Source organism: Streptomyces sp. NPDC000345 (assembly GCF_042898825.1).
GTDB lineage: Bacteria > Actinomycetota > Actinomycetes > Streptomycetales > Streptomycetaceae > Streptomyces.
Genome location: NZ_JBIAZE010000002.1, coordinates 611,409 through 635,635 on the forward strand (window position 1 = coordinate 611,409; position 24,227 = coordinate 635,635).

Consider the following 24,227-nt stretch of genomic DNA (forward strand, 5'->3'; position numbering starts at 1 on the left):
CGCTCCCGGCAGCCGTCGGGCAGCCGTCGGGCAGCCGGGGGCCGTGAGGCGCCGTTCGGGGTCCGTTCGGGGTCCGCGCGGCGGACCGCGGCGGACCGGGCCTCGCCCCCGGCCCGCGCCGGCGCCGACATCCTGGTGGAGTGCCATGGGCCACGCCGAGGCCTCAGCCGGTGTCACCCAGGCGGTGCGTGAGTCTCCCTCAGGGGAACCCGGTGAGTCTCCCTTCCGGAGGCGAGGGCCGGGAGGTCGCCCTTCCTGGAAGCCGCCGGGCACCCGGCGGGGCCGTTCGGGCGCCGCCGGCGCCGGTTGGGGGGCGGCGGTGGACCGCTGCGGGCCCGGAGCCCGGTGCGTCACACCGTCCTGGGCGGCGCCCCCAGGATCTCCGCGAGGTCGTAGCGCACCGGCTCCTCCAGCTGCGCGTACGTGCAGCTCTCCGGGGTGCGGTCCGGGCGCCAGCGGCGGAAACGGGCCGTGTGCCGGAACCGCGCCCCGTTCTCCATGTGGTCGTACGCCACCTCGGCCACCCGCTCCGGCCTGACCGGCACCCAGGACAGGTCCTTCTTGCCCGACCAGCGGCTCGGCGCGCCCGGCAGCCGGGCCGTCTCATGGGCCGCCTCCTCCGACCAGGCCGCCCACGGATGCCCCTGCGCGTCCGCCATCCGCAACGGCTCCAGCTCCTCCACCAGCTCGGCCCGGCGCTTCATCGGGAACGCCGCCGACACCCCGACGTGCTGCAGCGCGCCCCGGTCGTCGTACAGGCCCAGCAGCAGCGAGCCGACCACGGGACCGCTCTTGTGGAAGCGGTAGCCCGCGACCACCACGTCCGCGGTGCGCTCGTGCTTGACCTTGAACATGACCCGCTCGTCCTGCCGGTAGCGCAGGGCCGGCGGCTTGGCGATCACACCGTCCAGACCGGCGCCCTCGTACTGCTCGAACCACTGCCGGGCCACCTCGACGTCGGTCGTCGCCGGAGCCAGGTGCACGGGCGGGGTCGCCTCCCGCAGCGCCCCGGCCAGCAGCTCCCGCCGGTCCGTCAGCGGCACGTCGAGGAGCGCGGTGTCCGCCAGCGCCAGCAGATCGAAGGCCACGAAGGAGGCCGGGGTCCGCTCGGCGAGCGTGCGCACCCTCGACGCCGCCGGGTGGATGCGCTCGGTGAGGGCGTCGAAGTCCAGCCGCCCCTCCCGCGCGATCACGATCTCCCCGTCCAGTACGCACCGCGGCGGCACCCGCTCCTTCAGCGCCTCCACCAGCTCCGGGAAGTACCTCGTCAACGGCTTTCCGGTACGGCTGCCCAGCTCGACCTCGTCCCCGTCGCGGAACACGATCGCCCGGAACCCGTCCCACTTCGCCTCGTACTGCATGCCCGGCGGAATCGCCGCCACCGACTTGGCGAGCATCGGCTTCACGGGTGGCATCACCGGCAGATCCATGCTCCGATTCTGCGCCCGCCCCGGGCGGATCGCCCGGTGTGCGCGCCCTGGGCGTTGCGCCTACCGTGGCTCGCATGGGCGACGCGGTGGAACTGGAAGCAGGCGGCCGGACCGTACGACTGTCCAGCCCCGACAAGGTCTTCTTCCCGGAGCGCGGCTTCACCAAGCTGGACCTCGCCCGCTACTACCAGGCCGTCGCCCCCGGCATCCTGCGTGCCCTGCGCGACCGCCCCACCACCCTGGAGCGCTACCCCGACGGCGTGACCGGCGAGTCCTTCTTCCAGAAGCGGGCCCCGAAGAGCATGCCCGACTGGATCCCGACCGCCCACATCACCTTCCCCAGCGGGCGCAGCGCCGACGAGATGTGCCCCACCGAGGAGGCGGCGGTGCTGTGGGCCGCCCAGTACGGCACCCTCACCTTCCACCCCTGGCCGGTCCGCCGCGACGACGTCGACCGCCCCGACGAACTGCGCATCGACCTCGACCCGCAGCCGGGCACCGACTACGACGACGCCGTCCGCGCCGCCCACGAACTGCGCGCCGTCCTCGACGAGTTCGGTGGTCTGCGGGGCTGGCCCAAGACCTCGGGCGGCCGCGGGCTGCACGTCTTCGTGCCGATCGAGCCCCGCTGGACCTTCACCCAGGTCCGCCGCGCCGCCATCGCCGTCGGCCGCGAGATGGAACGCCGTATGCCGGACCGCGTGACGATCAAGTGGTGGAAGGAGGAGCGCGGCGAGCGCATCTTCCTCGACTACAACCAGACCGCCCGCGACCGCACCATCGCCTCCGCCTACTCGGTACGCCCCCGCCCGCACGCCCCCGTCTCGGCGCCGCTGCGCTGGGAGGAGGTCGGCGTGGCCCGGCCCCGCGACTTCGACATCGCGACCATGCCGGTGCGGTACGCCGAACTCGGCGACGTCCACGCCGACATGGACGAGCACGCCTACTCCCTGGAGCCCCTCCTGGACCTCGCCCGCCGCGACGAACACGACCACGGCCTGGGCGACCTCCCGTACCCCCCGGAGTACCCGAAGATGCCGGGCGAACCGAAACGGGTCCAGCCGAGCAGGGCCCGCCCCGAGGCCCCCAAGCAGGCATCTCCCCCGGAGTGAGCCGACGCCCACCCGACCGGCCCCCGACGGCCACACCGCCCGACTGCCCCGGTCGCCGCCCCGCGCCGCCCCGCGTCACCGCGTGTCGGTCGTCGGCCGGCGGCGAGAGCGCTCTCACCGCCCGCCGTCCCCGGAGCTATCCTGATCCGCATCCACCGAGGAGGAGCCCCGACGTGACCGAGACCGCGCAGCGTCCCACCCTGGAGGCCGTGGCCGCGCGGGCCGGGGTGTCCCGGGCCACCGTGTCGAGGGTCGTCAACGGCGGCGACGGGGTCCGGGAGCCGCTGGTGGAGCGGGTGCGGCGGGCCGTGGAGGAGCTCGGGTACGTGCCCAACCAGGCCGCGCGGAGCCTGGTGACCAAGCGGCACGGCGCCGTGGCCGTCGTGATCGCCGAACCGGAGACCCGCGTCTTCGCCGACCCCTTCTTCGCGCTCCAGCTCCGCGGCATCAGCAAGGAGCTGACGGCCCAGGACAACCAGCTGGTACTGCTGCTCACCGAGGGCCGCGACGACCACGCGCGCGTCGCCCGCTATCTCGCCGGCGGCCATGTCGACGGCGCCCTGGTCTTCTCCCTCCACCTCGACGACCCCCTCCCGGGCCTCATCCAGGGCGCCGGTGTCCCCACCGTGTTCGGCGGCCGCCCCGGCTGGAGCGACGGCAGCGGCGATGTCGTGTACGTCGACAGCGACAACCGCGGCGGCGCCCGCGAGGCCGTACGCCACCTCGTCGGCCTCGGCCGCACCCGCGTCGCGCACATCACCGGCGCCCTCGACCAGACCTCCGCCGCGGACCGCCTCGACGGCTACCGGGACGTCATGGGCGAGGCCGACCCGGGGCTCGTGGTGGCGAGCGACTTCACACCCGGCGGCGGAGAGCGCGCGATGCGCGCACTCCTCGACCGCCGCCCCGACGTCGACGCGGTGTTCGCCGCCAACGACCTCACCGCCTCCGGCGTTCTGCGCGTCCTGCGCGAACACGGACGGCGCGTGCCCGAGGACGTGGCCGTGGTCGGCTTCGACGACATGCTGCCGGTCGCCGAGGGCACCGACCCGCCGCTGACGACGATCCGTCAGGACATCGAGGAGATGGGCCGGATCATGGCCCGCCTCCTGCTGCGCCGCCTCGACCCGCACACCACCGACGACCCCCCGGCCGGCGTGGTCCTGCCGACCACCCTGGTCCGCCGCGCCTCGGCCTAGGGTCTGCCGCGAAAGCGGCGCCCGCCGCGCGGTGCCGGGCACGCTCCCGGCGCTCCCGGGGCTTCCGGGCGGCATGCCGAGAGCATGTTCCCCGACGCTCGGCCCCTCGCGGGCGGGAGGGGCCCCATCGACGCCGCGCGGCCGCACTGCGGGCGACGACGCCACCTGCGCCACAGGCCCGCGACACGGTGCCCCCGGCGTCGCGCACGCGGGTGACCGGGGCCGGCCGTCCTCAGGCTTGCGGCGGTGCGCTTCTGATCACCGCGAAGCGGGCCCCGTACGGGTCGGCCAGCCTGGCCATGCGGCCCACGCCCTCGACGTCCGTCGCCGGCATCCGGACCGTGCCGCCCCGCCGCTCGGCCTCGGCGACGACCGCGTCGACGTCCGTGACCTCGAAGTACGGCAGCCAGTACGCGCCCGACCGCGCCTCCACCGGGTCGTCGGCCAGCGGTACGACACCCCCGAACATGGCGTCCTCGCCCGCTCCGGCGGGGTTCACGCACGTGTAGGTGCCGCCGGGGAAGGGGACGGCGGAGGTCTCCAGGCCCAGCGTCGCGTGGTAGAAGGCGGCCGCGGCGGCGATGTCGGGCGTGTACAGCTCCACCCAGCACAGCGAACCGGGATCGCCCGCCACGTCCACGCCCTTGGTCAGCCCCGGCTGCCAGAGACCGAACAGCACCCCGGCCGAGTCGGCGAGGATCGCCATCGTGCCCTTCCCCATCACGTCCATGGGGGCGAACAGCACCCGGCCGTGGGCCTGTTCGGCGGCCTTGACGGTGGCGTCCGCGTCCGGTGTCCGGAAGTACACCGTCCAGGACGGCGGGCCCTGCTCGGGCGGGTTCTGCATGCCGCCCGCCACGGTCCTCCCGTCCAGCTGGAGGAAGCCGTAACCGCCGGCCTCGGGCCCCGCCGACCGGAAGCTCCAGCCGAAGAGGGCGCCGTAGAAGGACGTGGCGCCCTCGATGTCCGGCGTGCCGAGGTCGATCCAGTTCGGGGCGCCGTCGACGAAACGGGTGGTGAGCATCTTCGCCCTCCTCACAAGGGTCCCCTTGTCTGCACTGCCGAGTCTCGCACCGCCCACTGACAATCGCTGCCGGAGCGCGGCCACCGGCGCGGCGGCCCGAGCGGTCACCCGTGGTCACCGTGCGCGGCCCCCGCGTTTGCGGGCGCCCCGCGCGCCGCCGTGCGCCACGGCGTGCCCCCGGCCATCATCGAGGCGGCCGGAGGCCCTGGCGCGCCGCGTATATCGGGCGTTGATCGGACGTTTTTCGCCGCGCGCCACGATGCCGGCATGCATACCGACACGATCCCCACCCCCGACCTCGGCTGGCAGCAGGAGGCGCTGTGCGCGCAGACCGGGGCGGACTTCTTCTTCCCGGAGCCCGGCAGTTCGGTGCGGGAGGCCAAGCGCATCTGCGGCATGTGCGACATGCGGCCCGCCTGTCTCGAGTACGCCCTGGCCAACGACGAACGCTTCGGCGTCTGGGGCGGTCTGTCCGAGAAGGAGCGCCTGCAGATCCGGCGCACCTCCCGCTGACCCGCCGTCACGCGACGGACGGAGGGCGACCCGAAAATCCGGGCGACCGCATCGCGGGGGTGCGGTTAGGATCCGGGAGCGCCTCCGGACGCAGCGCGGAGGCAGTCGCGCCGGCTCGCCCAGCCGGACACGCCGGGTTCGCATCCGGTCGTCCGGGCGCGCGAAGGGTCCCGTAGAGCAGAGGCAGACTCGCCACCCTCTCAAGGTGGATACGCCGGTTCGAATCCGGTCGGGACCACGGCAGGGCGAGCACGGGGGCGGGACGGATGGGCGAGCGGAGCACGGCGGCGGTCACCGAGGCGGAACTGGCCGCCTTCCACCGGGTCGTGGGCAAGCTGCGCGCCCTGCCCGTCGACGATCCCGTACGGCTGCGGGCCGAGCAGGTCGCCGCGTCCTTCGCGCGCGACGGCCGGCTCGGACGGCGCAAGGCCCGGGGCGCCGAGGTGTCCGCCGCCGACGCCGCCGCGATGGCCGCGACCGCGACCGGTGCCCCGGACCGCCGCGAGGACGCGCCCCTGACGGACGCCGGCACCGGCCGCGCAGGTGTCTTCCAGCGGCCGCGCACCTGCTACGTCTGCAAGGCGCCGTATCGACAGGTCGACACCTTCTACCACCGGCTCTGCCCCGGGTGCGCCGCCGACAACACCGCGCGCCGGGCCCTGAGCACCGATCTGAGCGGGCGGCGGGTCCTGCTCACCGGCGGACGGGTGAAGATCGGCTTCCAGCTGGCGCTGATGATGCTGCGGGACGGCGCGGAGGTTCTGGTCACCTCGCGGTTCCCGCACGACACCGTGCGCCGCTTCCGCGCCGAGCCGGCCAGCGGGAAGTGGCTGGACCGGCTCACCGTCCTCGCCGTCGACCTGCGCGACCCGCGCCAGGTGCTGGGCCTGTGCGAGGACCTGCGCGCGGAGGGCGAGCCACTCGACGTCCTCGTCAACAACGCGGCCCAGACCGTGCGCCGCCCCCCGCAGTCCTACGCCCTGCTGGCGGCCGGCGAGCACGACGCGCTGCCCGAGGGGGCGCGGCAGGCCCCCGGGTTCGCGCCGATGCGCATGCTCCAGGGCGGGACCGCCTCTCTTCCGGCGGCCCTGCGCGAGGCCGACGAGGCGGGTCTGCTGCCCGACCCCTCCCCGGAGAACTCCTGGTCCGCGACGCTCGGCGCGCTCGACCCGGCCGAGGTACTGGAGACCCAGCTCGTCAACGTGCTCGCCCCCGCCCTGCTGTGCGACCGGCTGCTGCCGCTGCTGCTCGCTTCCCCGCACCCGCGCCGGTACGTCGTCAACGTGACCGCCGTCGAGGGCCGGTTCGCCGTGCGCAACAAGATGCCCGGTCACCCGCACACCAACATGGCCAAGGCGGCCCTGAACATGCTCACCCGCACCAGCGCCGCCGGACTGGCCGCGCAGGGCGTCCACATGTGCGCGGTCGACACCGGCTGGATCACCGACGAGAACCCGGCGCCGAAGAAGGCCCGCATGGCGGGAGCCGGCTTCCGCACCCCGCTGGACGTCGTCGACGGCGCGGCCCGGGTGTACGACCCGATCGTGCGCGGCGAGGCCGGAAACCCGGTGTCGGGCGTGTTCCTGAAGGACTACCGGGAGGCGGAGTGGTGAGCGAGGAGCACACGGCGGCCGGGCCGGGGCCGGGCACCGGGCGGGCCGGTTTCGCCGGAGTGCCCCCTGTCGTTCCCCGTCCCCTCACTGATCTGGTCCCGCTGCTCGACTGGCTGCGCGCGGGCCGGCCGGCGGGGGAGCGGCTGGACTTCGCCGCCGGGACGGCCCTGCCGGACGGCCGCCTCGACCTGTGCAAGCAGGGGCTGGGCGCGGAGGGTGCCGCGCTGGTCGCCGAGGCCCTGGCCGACGGCCCGTCGCCCGTACGGCATCTGCTGCTGGGCACCGACGCCCTCGGCGACGCCGGTGCCGCCGCCGTGGCCGCCACGGACGCGCCGGTCGAGACGCTCTACCTCGGCTGCAACGGCATCACCGCCGGCGGCGCCTGCCGGATCGCCGACCAGTTGCGCGCCTCGCCGCAGGTCGTCACCGGCGTCTGGCTCAAGCGCAATCCGCTCGGCGGCGGGGGAGGTCGGGCGGCGGCCGAACTCATCGCGTCCGCACGGACGTTGCGCACCCTCGACCTCGTCCAGACGGGCCTGGACGCGGCGGGCGCCCTCGACCTCGCCGATGCCATGCTGGCCGCGGCCGGCGACGGACGCCGTGTCGAGCGGCTCTTCGCCGGCGGCAACCCGCTGGGCGAGCCGGGGGCCGAGGCGCTCGGCGCGGTGATCGCAGTCGGCGCGGTCGACGAACTCTATGTGTCCGCCGCCCGGTTGGGCGACGCGGGCGCCCTCCGTCTCGCGGACGCGCTGGCCCGGGCGCCGTACGGGCGGCTCACCCGGCTCTCGGTCGCCAGCAACGGCATCGGACCGCGGGCCGCCGCCCGGCTGGTGGGCGCGGCCGCCTCGGCCGGCGTCACTCTGCTGGACCTCGGCCGGGTCCGGGCCGCAGGCGTGCTCGGCGCGGCGGACAACCGGCTCGATCTCGCGGCCGCCGACGCCGTCGGGCAGACGCTGGCGGCCGGCGAACACCGCCTCGCCCATCTGTTCCTGCGCCACACGGGCCTGCGCAGCCGCGAGGCCCACCGCCTCCTCGACCACGCGGCGCGGGCCGGCACGGCCACCCGCTTCGTGCTCGGCCAGGGCGTCGCGACCAGCGTCAAGCGCCGCCTGACGGCCCTGAGCGCCCATGTCCCGCCGCCGGCCGTGCCACGCGACGTGGCCGCCGTACGCAGTGTGCACCGCACGGCACCGGCGCCGGCCGAGGACTGAGCCCCCTCGCCCCGCTGCCACAGGGGGAGCGGAGCGACCGGCGACGGGCCGGGCCACTACGATCTGCGCCAAGGGCGGGGTCGTAGCGCAGAGGCAGGCGCGCCGGTCTCCAGAACCGGAACACGCTGGTTCGAATCCAGCCACCCCGCCCCCTCGGCCGTGGCTCACCCGATGACAGCGGCCGTCGTCACCAACGCGGCTCCGTCCCGCGACAGGCGACGGGAACGCCGGACCGGGCACGCGGCACGGGCGGAGGGTCCCGGCGCGCGCACAGGGAGCCCGGTGTGCAGGGCAGGGCACAGGGGTTCCGTCGCGCGCGGGGCACCGACGGGGCCGTGCCCGAACGGCTCCCCGGCCGGCCGGGTGCCTTGCCGGGCCCGCCCGCGCGCCCGGGGCCGGGGCGGCCGGGTGCCTCGCCCCGCAGGGGAGGGACCCATGGGTGCGGGTTCGGTGCCGAGGGGCGTCCCGTGGACACAGCGTGTGCTGTCGCCGTAGGCAGGATGACGTGGCGTCCCGGGCGGACCGATGCCGTGGGCGGGCTGCCGGGGCGCACCGGGATGCCGATGCGCCCGGCCGGGTGCGGATCAGGCTCCGGCGCGCGCCGCCATCCGTGCCTTGCGCGCGGCCAGCTTCTCGTCGAACTTCCGGGCCTCCGTGTCCAGCCCGTTCAGGAACAGGCCCAGCTCCTCCTGCGCCTGCCGCCCCTCGGTGCCGAGGCCGTCGATGTCCATGACCTTGAGGTGGCGCAGCACGGGCTGGAGCACGTCGTCGTGGTGGATGCGCAGGTTGTAGACCTCGCCGATCGCCATCTGCGCGGCGAACCGCTCGAAGCCGGGCATCCCGTGGCCGGGCATGCGGAAGTTCACGATGACGTCCCGCACCGCCTGCATGGTGAGGTCGGGGGCGAGCTCGAAGGCGGCCTTCAGCAGGTTGCGGTAGAAGACCATGTGGAGGTTCTCGTCGGTGGCGATGCGGGACAGCATGCGGTCGCAGACCGGGTCGCCGGACTGGTGGCCGGTGTTGCGGTGCGAGATGCGCGTCGCGAGCTCCTGGAAGGCCACGTAGGCGACCGAGTGCAGCATCGAGTGGCGGTTGTCCGACTCGAAGCCCTCGCTCATGTGGGCCATGCGGAACGCTTCCAGCTTGTCCGGGTCCACCGCGCGCGAGGCGAGCAGGTAGTCGCGCATCACGATGCCGTGCCGGCCCTCCTCGGCGGTCCAGCGGTGCACCCAGGTGCCCCAGGCGCCGTCCCGGCCGAACAGGCTGGCGATCTCGTGGTGGTAGCTCGGGAGGTTGTCCTCGGTGAGGAGGTTCACCACGAGCGCGACACGGCCGATCTCGGTGACCTTGGACTGCTCCTTGTCCCAGGCCTCGCCGTCCTCGAAGAAGCCGGGGAAGTTGCGGCCGTCGCTCCAGGGCACGTACTCGTGCGGCATCCAGTCCTTGGCGACCTTGAGATGCCGGTTGAGTTCCGTCTCGACCACTTCCTCCAGGGCGTACAGCAGCTTGGCGTCGGTCCAGACGGCGGAGCTGCCGAGATGAGGGGTGGCGATCGTCACGAGGTACTCCAGGGGGACGGGAAAGCGGAGCGGAACACTCCGGCGAGCGGAACCGGAACTTACGGGATCGTAGGCTACGAAGCCGTAGGTTACGAAGCCGTAGGTTAAGGGCGCTGTAAAGACCGCTGATCAGCCGGGCTCGACAACGCAATTCCGGACCGCGCAACAGCCCCGGGATCCGCAGGTCCCAGGGCTGATCAGCCGATCCGTTCACCCGCTCAGGCGTACAGCTCCCGCAGTCGCACCGAGAGACATGTCACGCAGCCCTCGAGCTTCTCGAACTCGCTGATGTCCACCACCACGGGCTCGAAGCCGAGGTCGGTGAAGAGCTCCGCCGTCTTCGGGGCGCCGGCCGACATGAGCAGCTGGGGGCCGCCCAGGAGCACCACGTGCGAGCCGGCCTCCTCGGGCACCGACAGGAAGCGCGGGAACAGCGAGGGCCGGTCCACCTTCGGGATGTGCCCGATCACCGTGCCGTCGGGCAGCGCGGTGACCGCCGACTTCAGGTGCAGCACCTTGCTCACCGGTACGGCGACGACCCGCGCCCCCAGCGGCTCGAACGCGGCCCGCACCTGCTGCACTCCGGCGGCGTTGGTCCGCCCGCCCCGGCCGACGTAGATCGTGTCGCCGACCTTCAGCACGTCGCCGCCGTCCAGGGTGCCCGGCTCCCAGACCCAGTTCACCGAGCAGCCCAGACGGGCCACGGCCTCCTCGACCCCCTGGGTCTCCTCGCGCCGGGACTCGGCGCCCGGGCGCGCGATCAGGGCGACGTTCTTGTACATGACCACCGTGTCCTCGACGAACACGGAGTCCGGGCAGTCGTCGGCCGGGTCGACCTCGATCGTCTCCCAGCCGTGCGCGCGCAGGGCCTCCGCGTACGCCTCCCACTGCTCCAGGGCGAGCTCCACATCGACCTTCTCCCGCTCGATGTGGGTCACCAGACCCTCGGCGAGACGGGGGCCGGGGCGGCGGACGAGGGCCTTCTTGCTGGGCACGGACGGGTCTCCGAATCGGCGGTGGCTCGGGCCCGCCCGGCGGATCACGCCGCGGGCCCGCCCGGCGCCCCTGACACGGCGCCGGTCCGCCATCATGCAGCGCCGGTCCACCAGGACAAAACCCCTGTCGCCGGCCTGTGCCCCTCCTGAGACCGGCCGCCTAGTGCGGATCCGCCAGCTCCTCGAAGCTGCTCTCCCGCAACTCCCCGTCCAGCAGCAGCCAGCGGGTGATGCCGAGCGACTGCAGGAACGGCAGGTCGTGACTGGCCACGACGAGGGCGCCCTCGTAGGACTCCAGGGCCGTGGTGAGCTGGCGGACGCTCGCCATGTCGAGGTTGTTCGTCGGCTCGTCCAGCATCAGCAGCTGGGGCGCCGGCTCGGCGAGCATCAGCGCCGCCAGGGCCGCCCGGAAGCGCTCCCCGCCGGACAGCGTTCCCGCCGTCCGGTCGGCGCGGGCGCCCCGGAACAGGAAGCGGGCGAGCCGGGCCCGGATCCGGTTGACGGTGGCCGCCGGCGCGAACCGCGCCACGTTCTCGGCGACGGTCAGCCGGTCGTCGAGCACGTCCAGGCGCTGCGGCAGGAAACGCAGCGGCACGTGCGCGTGCGCCTCGCCCGCGACCGGCGCCAGTTCGCCGGCGATGGTGCGCAGCAGGGTCGTCTTGCCGGCGCCGTTGCGTCCGACGAGCGCCACCCGCTCCGGCCCGCGCAGTTCGACACCGCCCGCCACGCGCGCGCCGTACGCCAGTTCCAGATCCCGCAGGGTGAGGACGTCACGCCCCGGGGGGACGGCCGTGTACGGCAGGTCGACGCGGATCACGTCGTCGTCCCGTACGGCCTCCACGGCCTCGTCGAGCCGTTCCCTCGCCTCGCTGAGCCGCTCCTCGTGCAGGATGCGGTGCTTTCCGGCGGACTCCTGCGCCGCGCGCTTGCGCGCCCCCATGACGATCTTCGGTTCGCGCTTCTGGTCCCACATCTTCTGCCCGTACCGCTTGCGTCGGGCCAGCTTGACCTGGGCGTCGGCCAGCTCGCGTTTCTGCCTGCGCAGATCGGCCTCCGCGACGCGCACCATGCGCTCGGCGGCCTCCTGCTCGGTGGCGAGGGCCTGCTCGTAGGCGGAGAAGTTGCCGCCGTACCAGGTGATCTCCCCGGCCCGCAGGTCGGCGATCTGGTCGGCGAGGTCCAGCAGCTCCCGGTCGTGGCTGACCACGATCAGCACGCCGGGCCAGGACGCGACGGCCGCGTACAGCCGGCGCCGGGCGTACAGGTCGAGGTTGTTGGTCGGCTCGTCGAGCAGCAGGACGTCCGGGCGGCGCAGCAGCAGAGCGGCCAGCCGCAGCAGCACGGACTCGCCGCCCGACACCTCGCCGACGGTGCGGTCCAGGCCGATGTGGCCGAGGCCGAGTTCGCCGAGGGTGGCCAGGGCGCGCTCCTCCACGTCCCAGTCGTCGCCGACGGTCTCGAAGTGCTTGTCGCGGGCGTCGCCGGCCTCGATGGCGTGCAGGGCTGCGCGCTGTGCGGCGATGCCGAGGGCGTCGTCGACTCTCAGCGCCGTGTCCAGCGTGACGTTCTGCGGGAGGTGGCCGACCTCGCCCGAGATCCGCACGGTGCCGCCCGCCGGGGTGAGCCGTCCGGCGATCAGTTTCAGCAGGGTCGACTTGCCGGAGCCGTTGACGCCGACGAGGCCGGTCCGGCCGGGGCCGAAGGCGACGTCGAGGTCCTCGAAGACGGGGGTGCCGTCGGGCCAGGAGAAGGAGAGGGAGGAGCAGGTGATGGATCGTGTCACAGGGGGCCTCGCGATGGCGTGTGCGGTCAGGGCAGACGCGTGTCGAGACACCGGAGGGCGGCGACCACCGCGGGAGCGGGGAGCGCGGGCATGCAAAGAGCCCTGTTGCGCAAGGACGGCTCGAACGCCGAGGTCGCACGCAGCGCTCACCCGTACGGGTGGCGCGGTGTCTCAGGACCTCAGACGAGCAACGTCCTTCTCCAATCGACGGCAACAGGACCGCTTCAGACGATAGGAGGGGCCGGCAGCCCCGTCAAAGGATTAAAAAAAGCCGCCGGGTCAGCAGGCGTCCCGCATCAGTTCGGCCAGGTCGTGGTCGAGGTCGAGCTGGAGGTGCTCCCGGCCGACCGGGACGAGTTCGCTCGTGGCCCGCAGGAAGCGGCGGATGTCCGAGGAGTGCACGTGCACGACGGCGGTGCCCTCGGGAGCGTGGAACTCCAGCACGGTGCGGTCGTACCCATAGGGGCGGACGCGGACGTCGCCGTGCCCCTCGGCCTCCTCGAGGCCGGCGGAGAGCAGCTCGCGGGCGAACGTCCAGCAGACCTCGACGCCCTCCAGGGTCGCCGGCGCCGGGAAGGTCATGCGGACGGCGAAGGGATCGCTCCGGTCGTAGTGCAGCATGGCGGGGATGCTCGGCATCCGAGGCGCGGCGGCGACCAGGCGGGCCTCTACGGGCTGCTCGATGACGGTGGACAACGCCTTGCTCCCTTGTCGAGGTCGAACGGACTTCCGGGCGGGTGGGACCGGATACAGGAAGAGACGCTGGAACCGGCCGATCCGTGCACACTGATTCCGAGTGACCTCGGTCACCGCCTTCATGCACGGGAGTGACCCACCTCTCCTGCCGTGTCCGGCAGGGCGGTTGAGGCGTGCGAGGGCCTCTGGACGCCACCGGGGCCGTGGGCTAGCTTCCCGCGCCATGAGGCGCTTGGGGAAGACGCGACGCACGGTACGGACGGCGAGGACGGCGAGGACGGCGACGAAGGGCTTACGGGCGGTCGCGGCGGCCTGCGGGGCGCTGCTGGCCGTCCTGACGGCGCCGGTGGCCCAGGCCCACGGGGATCACGGGAACCCCCACTGGGCCCTGAAGGACACCGGGAGCACGTCCGTACGCTTCCGAGGGCTGTCCGCGGTGGACCGGCACACGGCCTGGGTCTCCGGCACCCAGGGCACGGTGCTGCGCACCACCGACGGCGGGGCGAGCTGGCGGAACGTCTCGCCGCCCGGCGCCGCCGACCTGCAGTTCCGGGACATCGAGGCGTTCGACGCGCGCCGCGCGGTGGTGCTCGCGATCGGCGAGGGCGAGGCTTCGCGCGTCTACCGCACCGAGGACGGCGGAGCGACCTGGACGGAGTCCTTCCGCAACACCGACGCGAGGGCCTTCTACGACTGCCTGGCCTTCTTCGACCGCCGCCACGGCCTCGCCGTGAGCGACCCGGTCGACGGCAGGTTCCGCATCCTGTCGACAGACGACGGCGGCCGCTCCTGGAAGGTGCTGCCCGACGCGGGCATGCCGGCCGCCCTGGACGGCGAGGCGGGCTTCGCGGCCAGTGGCCAGTGCCTGGTCTCCTCCGGGCCCCGGGACGTGTGGCTGGCCACCGGCGGAGCGGCACGCGCGCGTGTACTGCACTCCGCCGACCGGGGACTGACCTGGACGGCCGCCGACACCCCCGTCCCGGCGGGCGATCCCGCGCGCGGGGTCTTCGCCCTCGCCTTCCGCGACCGCGCGCACGGCCTCGCCGTCGGCGGCGACTACCGCACCGACCAGCCCTCCCCGCGGTCCGCCGCCACCACCGGCGACGCCGGGCGCAGCTGGCGCCCCGCCACCACCGCGCCGCCCGCCTACCGTTCCGGCGTGACCTGGCTCCCGCACAGCCGCACCGCCGCCCTCGCCGTCGGCCCCTCGGGCACCGACCTGACCACCGACGGCGGCAGCACCTGGCGCACCCTCGACACCGGCTCCTACGACACCGTGGACTGCGCCGCCGGCCTCGGCTGCTGGGCCGCCGGCGAACGGGGGCGGGTGGCACGGCTGGAGAGCTGACCGATTCGGGGTACTCGGACCGCGCACACGAAGGGCAGCGCACCTGGAAGGAGTGAGCGCACATGCCACGCGGTTCCAGCCCGAAGCGGGAGCGCCAGTACGAGCACATCAAGAAGAGCGCGCAGGACCGGGGTGAGAGCACCGGACGCGCCGAGGAGATCGCCGCGCGGACGGTCAACAAGGAGCGTGCCCGGTCCGGTGAGGCGAAGACCGCGAGCCGCACCTCCACGCAGGACATGTCGTCCGGCGAGCGGGGCGGCCGGCGGTCCGGCAAGGGCTCCCAGGGGCCCACGTACGACCAGCTCTACGAGGAGGCCAAGCAGCGCGGCATCAAGGGCCGTTCGGACATGAACAAGAGTCAGCTGCAGCGTGCCCTGAGCGGCGGGAAGGGCTGACGGGCCGCGGGGGGACCCGATCGCGGGCCCGCGCGCGGGAGTCGTACGCTCGTCCTCATCATGACGACCGTGAGCATTCCCGCGGGCTGGCCCGCGACCGAGCAGGAGGCCCGAGCCGTCCAGGACGAGCTGCGGGCCGAGGTGGTTCTCGACGAGCCGGGGCCGCGACCCGGGACGGGGCGGGTGACGGGGGTCGACGTCGCCTACGACGACGAGCGGGACGTCGTGGCGGCCGCGGCCGTCGTCCTGGACGCGGCGAGCCTCGACGTCGTCGCCGAGGCCACCGCCGTCGGGCGGATCTCGTTCCCGTACGTGCCCGGTCTGCTCGCCTTCCGGGAGATCCCCACCGTGCTGGCCGCCCTCGAAGCGCTGCCGTGCACGCCCGGCCTGGTCGTCTGCGACGGCTACGGACTCGCGCACCCGCGCCGTTTCGGCCTCGCCAGCCATCTCGGCGTGCTCACCGGTCTGCCCACGATCGGCGTGGCGAAGAACCCCTTCACCTTCACCTACGACGATCCGGACGCGGCGCGCGGCTCCTCCTCGCCGCTGCTCGCGGGCGACGAGGAGGTGGGGCGGGCCCTGCGCACCCGGGCGGGCGTCAAACCGGTGTTCGTCTCCGTCGGCCACCGGGTGAACCTGGAGAACGCCTGCGCCCACACCCTGGCCCTCACCCCGCGGTTCCGCCTCCCCGAGACGACCCGCAGGGCCGACGCACTGTGCCGGCGGGCACTTCGGGAGGCGACGGGCGGCGCCTGAGCCGTGTCCTGAGTACGCCGTCTGAGTATCCGTACGGATGTGCGCACCGCCCGCCGCCCGCGAGGCTGGCCCCATGACCACGCACCGTGCCCCGAAGCCCCTCGTCGACCCCCACCGGCCCGTCGAGCGCGCCGTCAACGCCGCCCTGGTCCTCGCCGTCCTGGCGGGCCTCGGCTGGATCGCCGGAATGATCTACACGCTCGTCCAGTGGCCGATGTAAGACCCCGGGACGGCGCACCCAGTGCCGCGGCACTAGCGGCTCGCGGCCACCCGGAACCGGATGCCCGCGCGGATCAGCCGTTCGGTCAGGGCGTCGCCCATCGCCACCGCCGTGGTGACCTGACCGGCCGTCGCCGGGAGGTCGTCGCAGGCCAGGGCGAGCGCCCCCTCGGCGAACATCTTCGCCGTCTCGTCGTAGCCGGGGTCGCCGCCCGAGACCTCCGTGTACACCCGACGGCCACCGCCCTCGCCGACGAATTTGACCGAGAACCAGCTGCGCGCCCGCTTCCGCGGGCTCGGCCCCTCCCCGGGCTTGAGCCGGTCCGACAGCCGGCGCCGGGCGGGCGGCAACTGGGCGGCCGCGACGATCGTCCCGACGGCCGCGACCCCGCCCAGGGCCACCGGCAGCCGCCGTACGGCCGCGTAGTGGCGGTAGCGGAAGTCGGGGCCGTAACGTTCCAGCGCCTTCGCGGAGCGCCGCACGATCAGCGGGTCGACGGTCGGCAGGGGCAGCGCCCAGGCGCCGACCTCCGGGGCGAACCGGGGCGCACTCAGCGGCGCCGAGACACGCCGGCCCATCAGGCGCGGCTCGTGCCGGCGCCGGTCCCGCGCGGCGGCGAGCACCTGCCGGCCGCGGGCGAACTGCCCCAGCGCCGAGGCGAACGTTCCGCCCGAGAAGGCCGCGTCGGCGGTCACGAAGCCGTCCACGGTCAGCGGCACGCCCTCCGGCAGCTGCCGGACGGTGAAGTACACGCCCAGGTCGTGCGGGACGGAGTCGAAGCCGACGGCGTGCACCAGCCGCGCGCCGGTCTCCCGCGCGCGTGCGTCGTGCCGGACGTACATCAGGTCCAGGAACTCCGGCTCGCCGCTGAGGTCCAGGTAGTCGGCGCCGGTGTCCGCGCAGGCGGCCACGAGCTCCTCGCCGTACTCCACATAGGGGCCGACCGTCGTGGCCACCACGCGCGCGTGCTCGGCGAGCGCGCGCAGCGAGGCCGGGTCGCCGACGTCCGCCCGCAGCACCCCGGTTCCGGCACCCAGCCGCTCGCGCAGCCGTTCCAGCTTCTCCTCGCTGCGCCCGGCGATCGCCCAGCGCAGGCCCTCGGGCGCGTGGGCGGCGAGGTACTCCGCGGTCAGCGTGCCGACGAAGCCGGTCGCCCCGAAGAGCACGATGTCGTACGGACGGTCCGTCCTCTTTAGCCTGCTCATGACACCCCTTGTCCGTTCGTGACACCTCTTGGCCACGCAGCCCGCGCCGCCGCCGGTGGCTGAGGCTAGCGTGAGGAGGGCGCAGGCCGACGACGAGCCCGGAGGCAGCAGGTGGCCGTGGACAGGAACGCCCTGGAGAAGCGGGAGAAAGCGCGCGAGTCCGCGCTCGGGCTGCCGGGCGCGGGCGAGGAGTTCCCCAGGGGCGAGGAGGCTCACGTCCACGCGCCGGCCCTCCTCCTGGAGGGGAAGGGCGCCCCGCCCGCCGGACCGCTCCGCGGCCGGGTCGGGGAGAGCCGTCGCGCCGTCGTGCCCGGACGGCTCACGGCGGAGCCGGACGCCCGCTGAGCGCGAGCGGCGACGCGCCGCCGAGGCGAGTCGCCCGTAAACTGGCTAAGCGCTTGCTCGCCCAGCTCTTGTGCCCACTGGAACACGTTCTTAACATCACGGGTGTTACATCGGTTGTGTCACAGCAAGGGGGCTGGATGACGACGGGACGCACGCCCGGGCACGGCCCGCTGGCCGGGGTCCGCGTGGTGGAACTCGCGGGGATCGGCCCCGGCCCCTTCGCCGCGATGCTCCTCGGCGACCTCGGCGCCGACGTCGTACGCGTGGACCGCCCCGGCGGCCCCTCCCTCGCCGTCGACCCGGCCTTCGACGTCACCAACCGCAACAAGCGCTCGGTCGTCGTCGACCTCAAGGCCCCGGACGGCCCCGCGCGCGTGCTCGACCTCGTCGCCCGCGCCGACGTGCTGATCGAGGGCAACCGGCCCGGCGTCGCCGAACGCCTCGGCGTCGGCCCCGAGGACTGCCACGCCCGCAACCCCCGGCTGGTCTACGGCCGGATGACCGGCTGGGGCCAGGAGGGCCCCCTCGCCCAGCGCGCCGGCCATGACATCGCCTACATCGCGCTCACCGGCACCCTCGGCATGATCGGCGCCCCCGGCGAGCCCCCGCCCGCCCCCGCCAACCTGCTCGGCGACTACGCCGGCGGCTCCCTCTACCTGGTCGTGGGCGTCCTCGCCGCGCTCCACCACGCGCGCGTGACGGGCACCGGCCAGATCGTCGACGCGGCGATCGTGGACGGCACCGCCCACCTGTCCACGATGATCCACGGCATGCTCGCCGCCGGCGGCTGGCGGGACCGGCGGGCGGCCAACCTGCTCGACGGCGGCTGCCCGTACTACGGCACCTACGAGACCTCCGACGGCGGCTACATGGCGGTCGGGGCTCTCGAACCTCAGTTCTACGACGAGTTCACGGACCTCCTCGGCCTCGGGGACTTCCGCGACGCACGCACGGACTGGACGCGCTGGGGAGAGCTGCGCGAGGCCGTCGCCGCCCGCTTCAGGACCCGCACCCGGGACGAGTGGACGGCGCTCTTCGAGGGCTCGGACGCCTGCGTGGCACCCGTGCTGTCGCTGCGCGAGGCCCCGCACCACCCGCACCTCGCGGCCCGCGGCACCTTCACCGACCACGGCGGCATCACCCAGCCGGCCCCCGCGCCCCGTTTCTCCGCCACCCCCACGGCCGTCCGCTCCGGACCCGCGCAGCCCGGCGCCGACACCCGCGAGGTCGCCCGTGACTGGGACGCGCCGCGGCTGACGGCGGACCTCGTCAAGGCCCCCGCGAACACCCCCGTGGACGACTTCCCGCACCAGGGCGACTGACCCGTTCGGCCCACCCTCCCCGAAAGGCTTGACCAGTGAGCACCGAAGCGTACGTGTACGACGCGATCCGCACCCCGCGCGGGCGCGGCAAGGCGAGCGGAGCCCTGCACGGCACGAAGCCCATCGACCTCGTCGTCGGCCTCATCCACGAACTCCGCGACCGCTTCCCGGGCCTCGACCCGGCCGCGATCGACGACATCGTCCTCGGTGTCGTCGGCCCCGTCGGTGACCAGGGCTCCGACATCGCCCGCATCGCGGCGATCGCCGCCGGGCTGCCGGACACCGTGGCAGGCGTACAGGAGAACCGCTTCTGCGCCTCGGGCCTGGAGGCCGTCAACCTGGCCGCGGCCAAGGTCCGCTCGGGCTGGGAGGACCTGATCCTCGCGGGCGGCGTGGAGTCGATGTCCCGGGTGCCGATGGCCTCCGACGGCGGCGCCTGGTTCAACGACCCGATGACCAACCTGTCCGTCAACTTCGTGCCGCAGGGCATCGGCGCCGACCTCATCGCCACCATCGAGGGCTTCTCCCGGCGGGACGTCGACGAGTACGCGGCCCTGTCGCAGGAGCGCGCGGCGACGGCCTGGAAGGAGGGCCGCTTCGACCGCTCGGTGGTCCCCGTCAAGGACCGCAGCGGCCTCGTCGTCCTCGACCACGACGAGCACATGCGCCCCGGCACGACCGCCGACTCCCTCGCCGGTCTCAAGCCCTCCTTCGCCGACATCGGCGAGCTGGGCGGCTTCGACGCGGTGGCGCTGCAGACGTACCACTGGGTGGAGCGGATCGACCACGTCCACCACGCGGGCAACTCCTCCGGCATCGTCGACGGCGCCTCGCTGGTCGCGATCGGCTCGCGGGAGGTCGGCGAGCGCCACGGACTCACCCCGCGCGCGCGGATCGTCTCCGCCGCCGTCTCCGGCTCCGAGCCGACCATCATGCTCACCGGCCCCGCGCCCGCCACCCGCAAGGCGCTCAAGAAGGCCGGCCTGACCATCGACGACATCGACCTCGTCGAGATCAACGAGGCGTTCGCCGCGGTCGTCCTGCGGTTCGTGAAGGACATGGGCCTGTCCCTGGACAAGGTCAACGTCAACGGCGGCGCCATCGCCCTCGGCCACCCCCTCGGCGCCACCGGGGCGATGATCCTCGGCTCCCTCGTCGACGAACTGGAGCGCCAGGACAAGCGCTACGGCCTCGCGACCCTCTGCGTCGGCGGCGGCATGGGCATCGCCACGATCGTCGAACGCATCTGAAATCCCCGGCGGAACCCACAGACTTCTACGGAGACCCTGTCATGACCGAGAGCACCACCATCCGCTGGGAACAGGACCGCACCGGCCTCGTCACCCTCGTCCTCGACGACCCCGACCAGTCCGCCAACACCATGAACGCGGCGTTCCGCACCTCCCTCGCCGCGGTCACCGACCGCCTGGAGGCGGAGAAGGACACCATCCGCGGCATCATCCTCACCTCCGCGAAGAAGACCTTCTTCGCCGGCGGCGACCTGCGCGACCTCATCCGCGTCACCCCCGGGACCGCCCAGGAGCTGTTCGACGGCGGACTCGAGGTCAAGCGCAACCTCCGCCGCATCGAGACCCTCGGCAAGCCCGTCGTCGCCGCCCTCAACGGCGCGGCCCTGGGCGGCGGCTACGAACTCGCCCTCGCCTGCCACCACCGCATCGCCCTCGACGCCCCCGGCTCGAAGATCGGCTGCCCCGAGGTCACCCTCGGCCTCCTCCCGGGAGGCGGCGGCGTCGTGCGCACCGTGCGCCTGCTGGGCATCGCCGACGCCCTGCTGAAGGTCCTGCTCCAGGGCACCCAGTACAGCCCGCGGCGCGCCCTGGACAACGGCCTGGTCGACGACGTGGCCGCCACCCCCGAGGAACTCCTCGCCAAGGCCCGCGCGTTCATCGACGCCCACCCCGAGTCGCAGCAGCCCTGGGACCGGCCCGGCTACCGCATCCCCGGCGGCACCCCCGCCCACCCGAAGTTCGCCGCCAACCTGCCCGCCTTCCCGGCCACCCTGCGCAAGCAGACCAACGGCGCCCCCTACCCGGCCCCGCGCAACATCCTCGCCGCCGCCGTCGAGGGCGCCCAGGTCGACTTCGAGACCGCGCAGGTCATCGAGGCCCGCTACTTCGTGGAACTCGCGGCGGGCCAGACCTCGAAGAACATGATCCAGGCGTTCTTCTTCGACCTCCAGGCCGTCAACTCCGGCGCCAACCGCCCCCAGGGCGTCGAGCCCCGCCAGGTCCGCAAGGTCGCCGTCCTCGGCGCCGGCATGATGGGCGCCGGCATCGCCTACTCCTGCGCCCGCGCGGGCATCGAGGTCGTCCTCAAGGACGTCTCCCTCGAAGCCGCCGTCAAGGGCAGGGGCTACTCCGAGAAGCTCTGCGCCAAGGCCGTCTCCCGGGGCCGTACGACCCAGGAGAAGGCGGATGCGCTGCTGGCCCGCATCACGCCCACCGCCGACCCCGCCGACCTGGCCGGCTGCGACGCCGTCATCGAGGCCGTGTTCGAGGACACCACGCTCAAGCACAAGGTGTTCCAGGAGATCGAACACATCGTCGCCCCCGACGCCCTGCTGTGCTCCAACACCTCCACGCTCCCCATCACCGCGCTCGCCGAGGGCGTCGAGCGCCAGGACGACTTCATCGGCCTGCACTTCTTCTCGCCCGTCGACAAGATGCCCCTCGTCGAGATCATCAAGGGCGACCGCACCGGCGACGAGGCGCTCGCGCGCGCCTTCGACCTGGTCCGGCAGATCAAGAAGACCCCGATCGTCGTCAACGACTCGCGCGGCTTCTTCACCTCCCGGGTGATCGGACACTTCCTCAACGAGGGCGTCGCCATGGTCGGCGAGGGCCTCGAACCCGCGTCGATCGAGCAGGCGGCCGCCCAGGCCGGCTACCCGGCCAGGGTGCTGTCCTTGATGGACGAGCTGACGCTCACCCTCGGACAGAAGATCCGCCGCGAGACGAAGCGGGCCGTCGAGGAGGCCGGCGGCACCTGGACCGCGCACCCCGCCGAGGCGGTCGTCGACCGCATGGTCGACGAGTTCGGCCGCCCCGGCCGCAGCGGCGGAGCGGGCTTCTACGAGTACGGCGAGGACGGCGCACGCGGCGCCCTGTGGCCGGGGCTGCGCGAGCACTTCACGCGCGAGGGCGCCGGGATCCCGTTCCGGGACATGCAGGAGCGCATGCTCTTCTCCGAGGCCCTGGACACCGTCCGGCTCCTCGAGGAGGGCGTCCTGACGTCCGTCGCCGACGCCAACATCGGTTCCCTGTTCGGCATCGGCTTCCCCGGCTGGACCGGCGGTGTGCTCCAGTACGTCAACGGCTACGACGGCGGTCTCCCCGGATTCGTGGCACGCGCGCGTGAACTCGCCGAACGCTACGGCGACCGCTTCACCCCGCCCGCGCTGCTGGTGGAGAAGGCGGAGCGGGGGGAGACCTTCACCGACGCCCGCTGACATCCCACGAGCCGGACTCCGTAACCCGCGGCGGGCTGACGGGGTTCGGCTCGTGGACCCTCGCGTGACGCTCCTCGCGCCCCGGTCCGGGAACCGCCGAAGGACCCTCCAGGGAAAGAGGCGCGCATGGACGGCGCGGAACGCTCACGGCTCGACTGGCTGGACGCCCTGCGCGCCGTCGCGGCACTCGTGGTGGTGTTCGACCACGCGTCGTACACCTTCCTGCCGGAGCTGCGGCGCGAGCTGGAGCCGCATGTCAGCACCGGCCGCTACGGCATCATGGTGTTCTTCTTCGTGAGCGGCTACATCGTTCCCGCCTCACTGGAGCGCCGGGGCTGCGTCCGCAGCTTCTGGACCGGCCGGATCTTCCGCCTCTGTCCGCTGTGGGCCGTCGCCGTCACGGCGGTCCTCGTCCTCGACCTCGCGGGCGTGGCCCGGGTCCGCGCCGACTTCGGCGGACAGAGCGTGCCGAGCGTGGCCGTCGCCCATGTCACCCTGCTCCAGGAGCTGCTGGGGACGCCGAACCTGCTGCTCGTCCTGTGGACGCTGTCGTACGAGATGGCCTTCTACCTGCTGGTCGTCGCCCTCTTCACGGTCCGCCGGCACGACCGGTCCGCGGCGGTCGCCACGACCCTGGCGGTGCTCGCCGCCGTGGGCGCGGTGGCGGGCGCCGGCCTGCCGGTCTCCGCGCTCTCCCGGCTGACCGGCACCGGCCCGCTGATCGCGCTCGCCGCCGCGGCCCTCGCCGTCGCCCTGTGCTGTGCGAGCGCCGGACCGCCCGCGCTGCGGGTGACCGGGGGAGTGCTGGGCGGGGTGCTGGCGCTCGTACTGGTGGCGTTCGACAGCACGGTGCCGCAGTGGGAGAGCCTGGTGATCCTCGCCGTGATGTTCCTCGGCACGGCCGTGCACCGGGCCGAACACGGCGGGAGCAGCCGGCGGACGGCGGCCCGCACCGCCGTCGTCGTCCTCGGCTGCGCGGTGGTGAGTGCGTACCGCTACGGCGACGGCGCGTACTTCACCCGGCGCGGCTGGATCACGGCGTTCCTGCTGGCCGCGCTCACCTTCGGCGCCGGACTGGCGGTGCGCCGGCGGCGGATCCCGCGCGCGGTGGCCGCACTGGGCGTGATCAGCTACTCCCTCTACCTGCTGCATCCGGTGCTGCTGGCGGTGATCGACGGCACGGCCGGCCGGTGGCGGCGGGACAGCCCCCTGTTCCTGGTGGCCTTCCTCGCCGTGCTGCTCCCGCTGTGCGCGTTGACGTACCGCTGGGTCGAGGCACCGGGCCAGTCATGGGGCCGCAGGCTCACGCGTCGCCCGGACCGTCACTGATCGCGCCCGGACCACTGGCGCAGCTCGTCCCGCAGCGACCGCTGGAACGTCGTCAGCAGGGCCTGCACCACCAGGGGATGCATCTGGGCGGTCAGCGACCTCACGTCCCGCGCGTCCCGCTCGGCCACCGCCCCCCGCAGCAGCCGGGACAGTTCCTGCGCCGCCGCGCGCGCGTGCTCGATCAGCGCGGTGCGCGCCGCGAGGATCACCTCCTGCGACAGCGGTACGTCGAGCAGGCGCACCCCGAGCGGCAGCAGACCGGAGTCGACGCGGAAGGTCCCGGCCCCGGCCGTCTCGAGGACGTCCATCGCCACCAGCTGCCGTACGTCCTCCTCGGACAGCGGCCGCCCCGCCCGCCGCTGGAGCTCCTCCCGGCTCACCGTCTCGACGGTGTCCGGCGCCCAGGAGGCGACGACCGCGCGGTGCACGGCGAGATCGTGTGCGTCGAGACCGGGCGGCAGCCGGTCCAGGTAGCGCTCGATCGCCGCCAGCGTCATGCCCTGCCGCTGCAACTCCTCGATCAGCGCGAGCCGCGCGAGGTGCTCCGGCCCGTAGTGGCCCACCCGGCGCGGGCCGATCACGGGCGGCGGCAGCAGACCCCTCGTGCTGTAGAAGCGGACCGTGCGCACCGTGACCCCCGCACGGGCGGCCAGCTCGTCGACCGTGAGGGGCGGCTCGTCGGTCTCGATCGTCATGCGCAGCA

The 24,227-nt window shown here is 73.8% G+C and carries 22 protein-coding genes and 2 tRNA genes; 16 read left to right on the forward strand and 8 right to left on the reverse strand.

Going from position 1 to position 24,227, the window contains the following annotated elements; all coding sequences use genetic code 11:
• Nucleotides 1-350: 350 nt before the first annotated feature.
• The gene (locus ACFY30_RS07135; protein WP_390844139.1) at nucleotides 351-1,430 is read right to left on the reverse strand and encodes an ATP-dependent DNA ligase; all 1,080 of its coding nucleotides are present in this window, start codon (nucleotides 1,428-1,430) and stop codon (nucleotides 351-353) included.
• 74 nt (nucleotides 1,431-1,504) lie between these two features.
• Here ACFY30_RS07135 and ligD point away from each other — a divergent pair, with 74 nt between their 5' ends.
• Complete coding sequence (gene ligD, locus ACFY30_RS07140; RefSeq protein ID WP_390844140.1) at nucleotides 1,505-2,542, forward strand: non-homologous end-joining DNA ligase; 1,038 nt, start codon at nucleotides 1,505-1,507, stop codon at nucleotides 2,540-2,542.
• A gap of 173 nt (nucleotides 2,543-2,715) precedes the next feature.
• Entirely contained in the window at nucleotides 2,716-3,741 is a 1,026-nt protein-coding gene (locus ACFY30_RS07145; protein ID WP_390844141.1) for a LacI family DNA-binding transcriptional regulator, read from the forward strand.
• Nucleotides 3,742-3,973: 232 nt separating this feature from the next.
• Here ACFY30_RS07145 and ACFY30_RS07150 read toward each other — a convergent pair whose 3' ends face one another.
• Nucleotides 3,974-4,765, reverse strand: a complete 792-nt coding sequence (locus ACFY30_RS07150; RefSeq protein WP_390844142.1) for a VOC family protein — start codon at nucleotides 4,763-4,765, stop codon at nucleotides 3,974-3,976.
• 267 nt (nucleotides 4,766-5,032) lie between these two features.
• On the opposite strand from ACFY30_RS07150, the gene ACFY30_RS07155 reads away from it, so the two are divergent.
• From ACFY30_RS07155 to ACFY30_RS07175, 5 genes are all read left to right on the forward strand, one after another.
• Nucleotides 5,033-5,278 (forward strand): WhiB family transcriptional regulator, encoded by a 246-nt coding sequence (locus tag ACFY30_RS07155; RefSeq protein ID WP_390821884.1) that lies wholly within the window; start codon nucleotides 5,033-5,035, stop codon nucleotides 5,276-5,278.
• 166 nt (nucleotides 5,279-5,444) lie between these two features.
• Nucleotides 5,445-5,516: transfer RNA gene (locus ACFY30_RS07160), tRNA-Glu, on the forward strand.
• Nucleotides 5,517-5,544: 28 nt separating this feature from the next.
• Nucleotides 5,545-6,891 carry an SDR family NAD(P)-dependent oxidoreductase gene (locus ACFY30_RS07165; RefSeq protein WP_390844143.1) on the forward strand — a complete coding sequence of 449 codons (1,347 nt, stop codon included), beginning with the start codon at nucleotides 5,545-5,547 and terminating at the stop codon, nucleotides 6,889-6,891.
• A complete protein-coding gene (locus ACFY30_RS07170) occupies nucleotides 6,888-8,102 on the forward strand; it encodes a ribonuclease inhibitor (protein WP_390844144.1) in 1,215 nt (404 codons plus the stop codon). The genes ACFY30_RS07165 and ACFY30_RS07170 overlap by 4 nt, the downstream gene beginning before the upstream one ends.
• Before the next feature lie 74 nt (nucleotides 8,103-8,176).
• A tRNA-Trp gene (locus ACFY30_RS07175) sits at nucleotides 8,177-8,252 on the forward strand.
• Between the two features lie 434 nt (nucleotides 8,253-8,686).
• Here the strand turns inward: ACFY30_RS07175 and ACFY30_RS07180 are convergent.
• The 4 genes from ACFY30_RS07180 to ACFY30_RS07195 all read right to left on the reverse strand — a co-directional run bounded on the left by ACFY30_RS07180 (nucleotide 8,687) and on the right by ACFY30_RS07195 (nucleotide 13,135).
• A complete protein-coding gene (locus tag ACFY30_RS07180; protein WP_390844145.1) occupies nucleotides 8,687-9,661 on the reverse strand; it encodes an acyl-ACP desaturase in 975 nt (324 codons plus the stop codon).
• A gap of 218 nt (nucleotides 9,662-9,879) precedes the next feature.
• Nucleotides 9,880-10,656: a dimethylargininase gene (gene ddaH / locus ACFY30_RS07185; RefSeq protein ID WP_390844146.1), complete on the reverse strand. Its 777-nt coding sequence runs from the start codon at nucleotides 10,654-10,656 to the stop codon at nucleotides 9,880-9,882.
• 160 nt (nucleotides 10,657-10,816) lie between these two features.
• Nucleotides 10,817-12,439 (reverse strand): ABC-F family ATP-binding cassette domain-containing protein, encoded by a 1,623-nt coding sequence (locus ACFY30_RS07190; RefSeq protein WP_390844147.1) that lies wholly within the window; start codon nucleotides 12,437-12,439, stop codon nucleotides 10,817-10,819.
• A gap of 279 nt (nucleotides 12,440-12,718) precedes the next feature.
• Nucleotides 12,719-13,135, reverse strand: coding sequence for an SsgA family sporulation/cell division regulator (locus tag ACFY30_RS07195; RefSeq protein WP_390658549.1), 417 nt, complete (start codon nucleotides 13,133-13,135; stop codon nucleotides 12,719-12,721).
• Nucleotides 13,136-13,358: 223 nt separating this feature from the next.
• Between ACFY30_RS07195 and ACFY30_RS07200 the strand changes: the two genes are divergently transcribed.
• The 4 genes from ACFY30_RS07200 to mmpA all read left to right on the forward strand — a co-directional run bounded on the left by ACFY30_RS07200 (nucleotide 13,359) and on the right by mmpA (nucleotide 15,854).
• Nucleotides 13,359-14,483 carry a WD40/YVTN/BNR-like repeat-containing protein gene (locus ACFY30_RS07200; protein ID WP_390844148.1) on the forward strand — a complete coding sequence of 375 codons (1,125 nt, stop codon included), beginning with the start codon at nucleotides 13,359-13,361 and terminating at the stop codon, nucleotides 14,481-14,483.
• A 62-nt stretch (nucleotides 14,484-14,545) separates the two neighbouring features.
• Nucleotides 14,546-14,878 (forward strand): plasmid stabilization protein, encoded by a 333-nt coding sequence (locus tag ACFY30_RS07205; protein WP_390844149.1) that lies wholly within the window; start codon nucleotides 14,546-14,548, stop codon nucleotides 14,876-14,878.
• Between the two features lie 60 nt (nucleotides 14,879-14,938).
• Entirely contained in the window at nucleotides 14,939-15,634 is a 696-nt protein-coding gene (locus ACFY30_RS07210; protein WP_390844150.1) for an endonuclease V, read from the forward strand.
• 73 nt (nucleotides 15,635-15,707) lie between these two features.
• Nucleotides 15,708-15,854, forward strand: a complete 147-nt coding sequence (gene mmpA, locus ACFY30_RS07215; protein ID WP_390844151.1) for a morphogenic membrane protein MmpA — start codon at nucleotides 15,708-15,710, stop codon at nucleotides 15,852-15,854.
• Between the two features lie 32 nt (nucleotides 15,855-15,886).
• Here the strand turns inward: mmpA and ACFY30_RS07220 are convergent, their stop codons facing one another.
• The gene (locus ACFY30_RS07220) at nucleotides 15,887-17,059 is read right to left on the reverse strand and encodes a saccharopine dehydrogenase family protein (RefSeq protein ID WP_390844152.1); all 1,173 of its coding nucleotides are present in this window, start codon (nucleotides 17,057-17,059) and stop codon (nucleotides 15,887-15,889) included.
• A 117-nt stretch (nucleotides 17,060-17,176) separates the two neighbouring features.
• On the opposite strand from ACFY30_RS07220, the gene ACFY30_RS07225 reads away from it, so the two are divergent.
• From ACFY30_RS07225 to ACFY30_RS07245, 5 genes are all read left to right on the forward strand, one after another.
• Nucleotides 17,177-17,404 (forward strand): hypothetical protein, encoded by a 228-nt coding sequence (locus tag ACFY30_RS07225; RefSeq protein WP_390844153.1) that lies wholly within the window; start codon nucleotides 17,177-17,179, stop codon nucleotides 17,402-17,404.
• A gap of 137 nt (nucleotides 17,405-17,541) precedes the next feature.
• The gene (locus ACFY30_RS07230) at nucleotides 17,542-18,726 is read left to right on the forward strand and encodes a CaiB/BaiF CoA transferase family protein (protein ID WP_390844154.1); all 1,185 of its coding nucleotides are present in this window, start codon (nucleotides 17,542-17,544) and stop codon (nucleotides 18,724-18,726) included.
• A 35-nt stretch (nucleotides 18,727-18,761) separates the two neighbouring features.
• Nucleotides 18,762-19,976, forward strand: coding sequence for an acetyl-CoA C-acetyltransferase (locus ACFY30_RS07235; RefSeq protein WP_390844155.1), 1,215 nt, complete (start codon nucleotides 18,762-18,764; stop codon nucleotides 19,974-19,976).
• Nucleotides 19,977-20,017: 41 nt separating this feature from the next.
• Nucleotides 20,018-22,195 (forward strand): 3-hydroxyacyl-CoA dehydrogenase NAD-binding domain-containing protein, encoded by a 2,178-nt coding sequence (locus ACFY30_RS07240; protein WP_390844156.1) that lies wholly within the window; start codon nucleotides 20,018-20,020, stop codon nucleotides 22,193-22,195.
• A 126-nt stretch (nucleotides 22,196-22,321) separates the two neighbouring features.
• Nucleotides 22,322-23,524: an acyltransferase family protein gene (locus ACFY30_RS07245; protein ID WP_390844157.1), complete on the forward strand. Its 1,203-nt coding sequence runs from the start codon at nucleotides 22,322-22,324 to the stop codon at nucleotides 23,522-23,524.
• Here the strand turns inward: ACFY30_RS07245 and ACFY30_RS07250 are convergent.
• Nucleotides 23,518-24,219, reverse strand: coding sequence for a MerR family transcriptional regulator (locus tag ACFY30_RS07250; protein WP_390844158.1), 702 nt, complete (start codon nucleotides 24,217-24,219; stop codon nucleotides 23,518-23,520). The two genes, ACFY30_RS07245 and ACFY30_RS07250, sit on opposite strands and share 7 nt — an antisense overlap.
• Nucleotides 24,220-24,227: the final 8 nt, after the last annotated feature.

Coding starts and splice junctions, on each gene's coding strand:
- ACFY30_RS07230 (WP_390844154.1), top strand. CDS start 17,542: ATGACGACGGGACGCACGCCCGGGCACGGCCCGCTGGCCGGGGTCCGC.
- ACFY30_RS07250 (WP_390844158.1), bottom strand. CDS start 24,219: ATGACGATCGAGACCGACGAGCCGCCCCTCACGGTCGACGAGCTGGCC.
- ACFY30_RS07220 (WP_390844152.1), bottom strand. CDS start 17,059: ATGAGCAGGCTAAAGAGGACGGACCGTCCGTACGACATCGTGCTCTTC.
- ACFY30_RS07165 (WP_390844143.1), top strand. CDS start 5,545: ATGGGCGAGCGGAGCACGGCGGCGGTCACCGAGGCGGAACTGGCCGCC.
- mmpA (WP_390844151.1), top strand. CDS start 15,708: ATGACCACGCACCGTGCCCCGAAGCCCCTCGTCGACCCCCACCGGCCC.
- ligD (WP_390844140.1), top strand. CDS start 1,505: ATGGGCGACGCGGTGGAACTGGAAGCAGGCGGCCGGACCGTACGACTG.
- ACFY30_RS07240 (WP_390844156.1), top strand. CDS start 20,018: ATGACCGAGAGCACCACCATCCGCTGGGAACAGGACCGCACCGGCCTC.
- ACFY30_RS07135 (WP_390844139.1), bottom strand. CDS start 1,430: ATGGATCTGCCGGTGATGCCACCCGTGAAGCCGATGCTCGCCAAGTCG.
- ACFY30_RS07150 (WP_390844142.1), bottom strand. CDS start 4,765: ATGCTCACCACCCGTTTCGTCGACGGCGCCCCGAACTGGATCGACCTC.
- ACFY30_RS07205 (WP_390844149.1), top strand. CDS start 14,546: ATGCCACGCGGTTCCAGCCCGAAGCGGGAGCGCCAGTACGAGCACATC.
- ACFY30_RS07200 (WP_390844148.1), top strand. CDS start 13,359: ATGAGGCGCTTGGGGAAGACGCGACGCACGGTACGGACGGCGAGGACG.
- ACFY30_RS07210 (WP_390844150.1), top strand. CDS start 14,939: ATGACGACCGTGAGCATTCCCGCGGGCTGGCCCGCGACCGAGCAGGAG.
- ACFY30_RS07245 (WP_390844157.1), top strand. CDS start 22,322: ATGGACGGCGCGGAACGCTCACGGCTCGACTGGCTGGACGCCCTGCGC.
- ACFY30_RS07155 (WP_390821884.1), top strand. CDS start 5,033: ATGCATACCGACACGATCCCCACCCCCGACCTCGGCTGGCAGCAGGAG.